9 protein-coding genes are annotated in these 8,557 nt (G+C 50.0%); all 9 read right to left on the bottom strand.

Features of this window, described 5'->3' with window-relative positions:
- A partial coding sequence (locus tag Q0V82_RS16020; RefSeq protein ID WP_297577363.1) for a d(CMP) kinase occupies positions 1-246 on the bottom strand: 246 nt, incomplete at its 3' end.
- A 68-nt stretch (positions 247-314) separates the two neighbouring features.
- The gene (locus Q0V82_RS16025; RefSeq protein WP_297577365.1) at positions 315-1,304 is read right to left on the bottom strand and encodes an aldo/keto reductase; all 990 of its coding nucleotides are present in this window, start codon (positions 1,302-1,304) and stop codon (positions 315-317) included.
- Positions 1,301-2,182, bottom strand: coding sequence for a prephenate dehydrogenase/arogenate dehydrogenase family protein (locus Q0V82_RS16030; protein WP_297577366.1), 882 nt, complete (start codon positions 2,180-2,182; stop codon positions 1,301-1,303). Before Q0V82_RS16030 ends, Q0V82_RS16025 begins: the two co-directional genes overlap by 4 nt.
- A gap of 19 nt (positions 2,183-2,201) precedes the next feature.
- Positions 2,202-3,218 (bottom strand): N-acetylneuraminate synthase family protein, encoded by a 1,017-nt coding sequence (locus tag Q0V82_RS16035; protein ID WP_297577367.1) that lies wholly within the window; start codon positions 3,216-3,218, stop codon positions 2,202-2,204.
- A gap of 162 nt (positions 3,219-3,380) precedes the next feature.
- Positions 3,381-4,529 (bottom strand): MFS transporter, encoded by a 1,149-nt coding sequence (locus Q0V82_RS16040; RefSeq protein WP_297577369.1) that lies wholly within the window; start codon positions 4,527-4,529, stop codon positions 3,381-3,383.
- A 114-nt stretch (positions 4,530-4,643) separates the two neighbouring features.
- A complete protein-coding gene (gene pgsA, locus Q0V82_RS16045; protein ID WP_297577371.1) occupies positions 4,644-5,216 on the bottom strand; it encodes a CDP-diacylglycerol--glycerol-3-phosphate 3-phosphatidyltransferase in 573 nt (190 codons plus the stop codon).
- 12 nt (positions 5,217-5,228) lie between these two features.
- Complete coding sequence (uvrC, locus tag Q0V82_RS16050) at positions 5,229-7,124, bottom strand: excinuclease ABC subunit UvrC (RefSeq protein ID WP_297577372.1); 1,896 nt, start codon at positions 7,122-7,124, stop codon at positions 5,229-5,231.
- Positions 7,121-7,615, bottom strand: coding sequence for a phosphatidylglycerophosphatase A (locus Q0V82_RS16055; protein WP_297577374.1), 495 nt, complete (start codon positions 7,613-7,615; stop codon positions 7,121-7,123). The genes uvrC and Q0V82_RS16055 overlap by 4 nt, the downstream gene beginning before the upstream one ends.
- The coding region (thiL, locus tag Q0V82_RS16060; RefSeq protein ID WP_308445227.1) for a thiamine-phosphate kinase at positions 7,612-8,557 on the bottom strand (946 nt) is incomplete at its 5' end. The genes thiL and Q0V82_RS16055, both read right to left, overlap by 4 nt.

Consider the following 8,557-nt stretch of genomic DNA (forward strand, 5'->3'; position numbering starts at 1 on the left):
AACGTCGTCGCCAGCCAATAAAATAGACTCGCCAACAAAGACCACATCCAGTTTCGCCGCCAACTCAGCCACTGCCGCCTCATCAGTCCACGATAGTCCTGCCCGTTGCGCGGCCAATGCCGTTAGGCGGTACAAAGCGCCTGAGTCGAGATAAGCAAAACCAAGTTGATTGGCGACCTTTTGCGCGACCGTACCCTTGCCTGATGCGGATGGGCCATCAATTGCAATCACTGGAAAATGATTCATATTGTTCCTTAAATTAAAAAACCAGCGATGACTACGCTGGTTTTTTAATTATACGGACTCGCCACACCTCACGTCGACGCTAAAATACGCTCTATTTCCTGCAACTCTGCCGAAGAAAAAGCTAAATTCGCAATCGCACCGACGTTTTCTTCTAGCTGTGAAACACGACTCGCGCCAATAATCACGGAAGTGACCGTGAGTAATGCCCACGCCAAAGCCATTTGCGCCAAAGTTTGCCCGCGCTGCATGGCCAGGTCATTCAACTGACGCAACTGGCCAAGGCGCGGCGTCACCGCATCGCCATTTAAAAAATGATTATCCAGCGCAGCAGCCCTAGAGTCAGCAGGAATATCATTTAAATATCGGCTGGTTAACAAGCCTTGCGCTAAAGGACAGAATGCAATACTGCCCATTCCCGACTCACTGAGCACTTGCGTTAACCCTTGCTCGATTTCACGCTCGAACATTGAATACTTAGGCTGATGAATCAGGCATGGCGTACCCAGCGCTTTTAAAATGCTGGCGGCCTCTAAGGTTTGCGCTGGCGAATAAGATGAAATCCCGACATAAAGTGCCTTGCCTTGACGCACGATGGCATCGAGCGCACCCATCGTTTCCGCCATAGGCGTTTCGGGGTCGGGTCGGTGCGAATAAAAAATATCGACATAATCCAAGCCCATCCGCTGCAAACTCTGATCCAAACTCGCCATCAAATATTTGCGACTACCCCACTCACCATAAGGTCCGGGCCACATTTCCCAGCCGGCCTTAGTACTTACAATCATTTCGTCACGATATGCACGCAAATCTTGTTTTAAAACTCGGCCAAAAGTTTCTTCGGCGGCACCAGGACGTGGACCATAATTGTTGGCCAAATCAAAATGCGTAATCCCCAAATCAAAAGCGCGCAACAACATTGCTCGACTATTGTCATAGGGTTTATTGTCGCCAAAGTTATGCCACAATCCCAAAGAAATTGCGGGTAACTTCAGGCCACTATGACCGCAGCGGCGATAAGGCATTAAGGCATAGCGATGCTCTGCAGCTTGATAAGTCATTTTTTACCCTTTAACGGTTTGCCCCACTCAATTCGAGCCGAGCTTGCACGTTGAATGTAATTGGTTAAAGCGACACCGTCGCTCGATTCAACCAAGTCGATTAAAGACTGCAATTGCTGCATATTGGCGCGCAAATCATGCAAAATGGCACCTTGATTGGCCAGCGCAATATCACGCCACATATCGGGATGCGAGCCGGCAATGCGAGTAAAGTCGCGAAAGCCACTGGCAGCAAAATCTAAACACTCAGCCGCATTGTCGCGATCGAGCACCGAATTCATATAGGCAAAAGACAGCAAATGTGGCACATGACTGACTGAAGAAAAAATCTCATCATGCGCTAAAGCACTCATTTGATACACCTGAGCGCCACAGGCTAGCCACCAGTCGCGAACTTGTTCAACCACCTTCGTTGCTGATTCAGGCAATGGCGTTAATACCACGCGACGCCCCTCATACAAACCAAATTGCGCTGCCGCCGCACCCGACAAATCTGACCCCGCAATCGGATGACCCGGTACACAGTATGCCAACTGCTGTGGCAAATAGGCTTGATATAAAGCAGCAACATCTTGCTTGGTTGAACCGCCATCGGTCACGATACAGTTCGCAGATAAATGCGGTGCAATCTGCTGCATTAATCGGCCCATTTGTCCGACTGGCGTGCCGATAAACACCAAGTCTGCACCAACGACCGCAAGAGCTGCATCGTCGCTGATGGCATCAACCACATTTAAATCGAGCGCGCGCTGCAGATTGTCTAAATTTCGCCCAACGCCAACCACCTGCCCAACCAAACGGGCGCGTTTTAATGCCAAGGCAAATGAGCCAGAAATTAAGCCCGTTCCCAGCAAAACTAATTTTTTTACTGCCTGCATAATATAAAAACGCCAAAGTTTAAATCGTGCGATTGAGCGCGGGAGCGATTGCGCGCAAGGTCGACAGCAATGCCGTTAATTGTTGCAAATCAAGCGATTGATCTGCATTGCGCCAAGCGGCATTCGGATTAGGGTGCACATCCAGCCAGAGGCCATCGGCACCAGCGGCCACTGCCGCCTGCGCTAGAGGTGGCACCAACCAAGACTTACCTGCCGCACTGCTGGCGTCCACCACCACCGGTAAATGCGTCTCTTGCTTTAACCATGCAATACTTGCGACGTCGAATACATTGCGCCCTTCACTCCCCAAGGCGCGCGCACCGTGCTCACAAAAAACAATATGATGATTGCCACCCGCCGCAATATATTCCGCTGCCATCAGCCATTCGGCCAATGTCGCGGCATGGCCGCGCCGCAATAAAATGGGTTTATTAATCCGCCCCAATTCTTTGAGTAAAATTCGGTTTTGCATATGTCCGGCGCCCACTTGAATCAAATCCACATCGTGCGCCATCAAGTCGTCGAGCATTTGCAAGTCCAGTAATTCAGCGGAAAACGGTAATTTGTACTGGCTGGCCACCGACTGCAACAAAGATAAATTATCGTGTTCATTGCCTTGCAATTGATAAGGACCGTCTTGGGTTTGGGCAATATCGCCCCATAAAAATGAACAACCCACCGCCACAATGCCTTGCGCCAAAGCGCTCATTTGCGCAGCATTTTCAATTGAACTGCTACCGGCAAAGACTTGAACCTGCGGCCCACCCAAAGCAATGCCACGGATTTTCACCACCGAGCCCGCAGGATGCGTATCGCGCGCAACAATCCGGTATTGTTTAGTCACGCGGGACACCCGCTCTACGCCAGGCAGCATCTCAAAACGCGCAAGATTGAGCGCATCCTCATCACCGATCGCACCAATAATCACCAGTTCCGCACCGCGCGAAACATGCTCAGTTAAACCGGCGTTGCGAATATAAGCAATCACTGCCGCAACCTCAATCGCAGTGGCATTGAACTTCATCACAATAATCATGCAAGCCTCACACTGATGTATTTAAAGCAAGAGCATGCTCAGCAAGACTTTGCTGGCAATACCCCTATGCATTGAAACAGAGCACCCAATTCAACGCTAAGTTTGAAAATTCACAGCCTAGGCGTTGAGCGAAACCCAGGCCAAGCAACCCTAAAGCACAAATTAAAGATCATTTTTATTGATGCCGAGCCAAGCCACGCCCAACCCCAGCAAGGCCATGCCAGCAGACAACATAAACACCATCGCCCCACCTTCAGTCCAGAGCAGACCGGCCAAAATACCGCCTAAGCTACCACCCAGACCGAATGAAACGGCAATATTCAATGCCTGCCCTTTGGCTTGATGCGCACCATAAAAATGACGATGAATATAACTCATCGTCACGGCATGATGGCTACCAAAAGTAAAACCATGCGCCAATTGCGCCACAATTAATAGCACAATAAAGTCAGCGGCCAAGCCAATGAGCATAAAGCGCACCACTGCCAGCATTAAACCGCATAAAAATATTTTTTTAAGCGTAAAACGCTGCGTAATCGACGGCATCAACCAAAAAACCGCAATCTCGGCAATCACACCCAAAGTCCATAACCAAGCAACAACTCGCTTGCTATAACCGTGCTCCACCATATAAATGGAATAAAAACTGTAATACGCCCCGTGGGCCAGCGCCATTAAAAAACACGCCAATAGCAAGGCTCTGACTTCTGTTTTGGCTAAAACATCAAAAAATTTCACATTGGCCAGCTGGTTTTTAAGCACTACAGGCGCTTCAGGTACGTAAAAAGAGTAAATCGCCAGACCGGCCATTACGGAAACGACGGCCATTGGCAACACACCTACACCGAAAGCATCGATCAAATAGCCAGCGAGCAAAGCGGCAACAACAAAACCAATTGAGCCCCACACGCGCAGTCGAGCATACGCCCCACTATTGCCGGCGAGCAAAGTCATGCTCGTCGCTTCCACCAAGGGCAGCGCCGAACTCCAAAAAAAACTGGCGATCCAGACCGAAATCAATAAGGGCCAAAACGAATGCGTTAACAGCAGCGGCAAGAAAAAAATCAAGCCCATGACGCCAGCCAGTCGTAATATTTTTTGCCGTTGACCACTGCGATCGGCCAACCAGCCCCACAATGCAGGCGCATAGATGCGATTAATTTGCGTTAGCGAAGTCAGAATACCAATTTGCCAAGCAGGAAATGACAGCTCGGCCAGATACAAACCCCAGTACGGAGAGAACAGGCCGTTAAAAGCAAAATAACAAAAATAAAACCCGGCGATCAGCAGTAGTGCTTTTGACTTTTGCATGTCTTAGATGGGGTATGTAAATAGAGAGGAGTAATACAGATAACTAGCGATCAATACCCTTAAAATCAACTATACGGCGTTCAACGTTGACCTTACGCAAACGCCGTAGTTACCTTATCCATGCTCGCGAAATTGCTCCGCAGCAACGCGTAGATAATAAAACATCGACCAAATGGTTAAAACCGCAGCAATATACAGCGCCAACGTGCCCAAAAGCTGCGTCGATACGCCAGGAATCAGCGGCTCAGACCACAGCAGCAACACAATCGCAATCATTTGTGCCGTGGTTTTTAGTTTACCAATCAAGCTCACCGCGACACTTTTGGCCTTACCCAATTGCGCCATCCATTCACGCAAGGCCGAAATGGTGATTTCGCGACCAATAATAATTACCGCCAGCCAACTTTCGGTGCGATCTAATTGCACCAACAAGATTAACGCAGCCGCCACCATCAGTTTATCGGCCACCGGATCCAAAAAAGCGCCAAACTGTGAGGTTTGATTCCAACGCCGCGCTAAAAAGCCATCAAACCAATCGGTCACAGCCGCCAACATAAAGAGGCTAGCGCCGACCATATTTTGCCAAGCCAAAGGATATTCAGCGTGCGGCAATGAAAACACACCCACAAAAACGGGAATCAGCGCAACGCGCAACCAAGTCAGAAAAATAGGTAAATTAAATGGCATTAGGACACTTTATTAGCCGCGCAAAGCGGCGTGAATTTTCTCAGCAAGTGCTGGGTTAATGCCATCAACTTGCACTAACTCATCGACACTTGCAGCTTTTACTCCTTGCAAACCACCAAAACGAGCCAGCAATTTCTGCCGACGTTTGGGGCCTACGCCTTCAACATCTTCAAGCGTTGAAGCAAGTCTGGCCTTGCCGCGCCGGGCACGATGCCCGGTAATCGCAAAGCGATGCGCTTCATCCCGAATTTGCTGAATCAGATGTAAGCCAGGGTGGTCGCGGCGTAATTGTACCGTGTTTCCTGACTTGGGCACGATCAATTGCTCTAAACCGGCCTTACGCGTCTCGCCTTTAGCCACCCCAACCAGCCATGGCGTGGTCAAACCGATTTCATTCATCACCTCGATGGCAATGCTTAACTGCCCTTTTCCGCCATCAATCAAAATCACATCCGGCATCACGCCCTCGCCCGCCGCGACTTTTTCATAACGACGCAATAAAACCTGCCGCATAGCGGCATAATCGTCACCTGGCGTAATCAATGCAAAGCCATCTTTGGCTGTGCCGGAGTTATCAGTGCCAATATTGTAGCGCCGATACTCTTTGGGTTGCATGGCTTGTCGATCATAGACCACGCACGACGCCACAGTGGCTTCGCCTAAGGTATGCGAAATATCAAAGCACTCTAAACGCTGCGTTTCCTCTGGCAAGCCCAGTGCTTCAACCAAGGCCGCCAAACGACTCGCCTGATCGGCCTGTTGGCCTTTTTTCTGCAGTATAGCCAGCTCAGCGTTACGTTTAGCCATCTCTAGCCAGATACGTCGTTCACCATTGGGATTCACATTGAGCAGCACTTTTCTGGCTGCCTGCGCGCTAAGCAATTCAGCCAAGACCTCGCACTCATCGGGCTCAGGCGAGCATAAAATCATCGTGGGGGTAATTCGGTCTAGATAATGCTGCGCTAAAAATGCATGAATCGCAGCTGCAGGCGTGTAGTCATCGGCATGGCTAGGAAATAAATTTTTGTCCCCCACATGGCGTCCACCTCGAACCATTGCCAAATTGACGCACAGCATCCCCTCGCTTTCAACACAGGCGACAATATCCACGTCCATTTCACTGGTATTGGACGAAACAAACTGCCGCTCTTGTACTTGCGACAACGCTTGAATTTGATCACGCACTGCAGCAGCGGCTTCAAATTGCCATTCTGTTGCCAGCACTTGCATTTTTTCTTCGAGGGTATTGAGGACTTCGTTTTCTTTGCCCGACAAAAACAACACCGCGTTATGCACGTCTTGTCGATACGCCTCAGGCGTAATCAAGCCCACACAAGGGGCTGAACAGCGCTTGATTTGGTGTAATAAACAAGGGCGAGAACGATTGGCAAATACGGAGTCTTCACAGGTGCGCAGCAAAAAGACTTTTTGCAGCAACTGGATACTTTCTTTGACCACATAGCCATTAGGAAACGGGCCAAAATAGGTGTTTTTTTTATCTAAGCTACCACGATAATACGCCAACCGTGGGCTGGCGTGGCCGCTGAGCATCACATAGGGATAGGATTTATCGTCCCGAAACAAAATATTGTAACGCGGACTTAAGGCTTTAATTAAATTGTTTTCTAGCACCAAGGCTTCGGCTTCAGAACGCACTACCGTCGTTTCAATCGTTGCCACCTGCGCCAGCATTAAGCGAATTCGCGGGCTTTGATCATTTTTTTGAAAATACGACGACACCCGTTTTTTTAGGCTTTTAGCCTTACCGACATATAACACCGTGCCATCAGTAGCGATATAACGATAAACGCCGGGTAAATCGGGCAAAAGGCGTACGGTATCGATTAAAGCCGCTTTGCGCAGTTGCGCCGCATTCAATTCGGGCGACTCAGCGGGCGAATCGATCATAAATAAGCACGAAGTAAATACAGCGGAATCATGGCAAAAATAGCCGCCAAAATATCGTCGATCATGACGCCAAAGCCGCCTTTCACATACTGGTCCAGCCAGCGAATTGGCCACGGTTTGAGAATGTCAAACACACGAAATAAGACAAACGCCAACACCCAAGCCAATATAGTCGGCGGTGCAATGCAAAGAACCAGCCACATGGCGACGATTTCATCGATCACAATGCCGCCATAATCGCTGACACCCAAGTTTCGACCCGTCAGCTCGGCGGCCCAAGTGCCAATAATGAAAGCGGGAATACACAGCAGCGCGATGGTCAGTGGCGTAAAAAAATACTGCAAGAGCGCAAATAAAGGCAATGCCGCCAAAGTCCCCCACGTGCCCGGCGCAACTTTAGGCAAACCACTCCCAAAGCCCAGCGCAATAAAATGCGCTGGATGCGCCAATAGAAAGCGCAGATCGACCGCAATTTGTGGTTGTTTTTTCATTTAAAGTGATCAAAGCCAGTAAACGGGGTTGGTACGACAAGTCCTGATGCATCAAACACTTGCACTAAGGGCGATTGCGGCTGATGGGCGATTATTTCACCGACCCGAAACAAGGGCGTCGCTAAGGTTTGGCCAAGGGCTAAAATATGCTGTCGCTGCAAAGGCGATGCCGTAAAGCACAACTCATAATCATCCCCTCCTGCCAGCACGGCTTCTAAAGCCAGCGCGCTCGGGAGGTCTTTGAGTTCAGCTGCATATGGCATCAAATCGAGTTCAAGCCGTGCCGCGCATTTTGATTGCTCACAAATATGCGCCAAATCGCCCAGAATGCCATCCGACAAATCCAATGCCGCACTTGCAATACCGCGCAGTGCCATGCCCAGAGCCAACCGTGGCGTAGGCTGATCTAAGCGCAAATCACAGCGTTGGGCGACATCGGGAGGTAAAGCAATGCGTCCCGTACGATGCATGACGGCAGCGGCAGCAGCGCCTAAAGGGCCAGACACCCAGATGTCGTCGCCGATTTGCGCACCGCTACGCAGTAAAGCTTGCCCGCTTGGAATCTCGCCGGCAATTTGAATTGAAATGGTTAATGGGCCTTTGGTCGTGTCACCGCCGACCAAAGACACCGCATGCTGATCGGCCAAGGCAAATAATCCACGACTAAATGCGGCCAACCAAGCTTCATCCATGGCGGGCAAGGCTAACGACAGCGTAAACCACGTCGGTTTTGCCCCCATTGCCGCCATATCAGATAAATTAACGGCCAAGCATTTATGCCCCAACCGTTCAGGATCAGCATCAGCAAAAAAATGCCGACCCGCGACCAGCATATCTACCGAAATGGCCAGTTGATGCTGCGCGGTGCTCGACAGTAATGCGGCATCGTCCCCAATACCTAAATCGGCGTTGAGCGCTGGGCGGGTAAAATATTTAGCGATT

Source organism: uncultured Deefgea sp. (genome assembly GCF_947072475.1).
Taxonomy (GTDB): Bacteria; Pseudomonadota; Gammaproteobacteria; order Burkholderiales; family Chitinibacteraceae; genus Deefgea.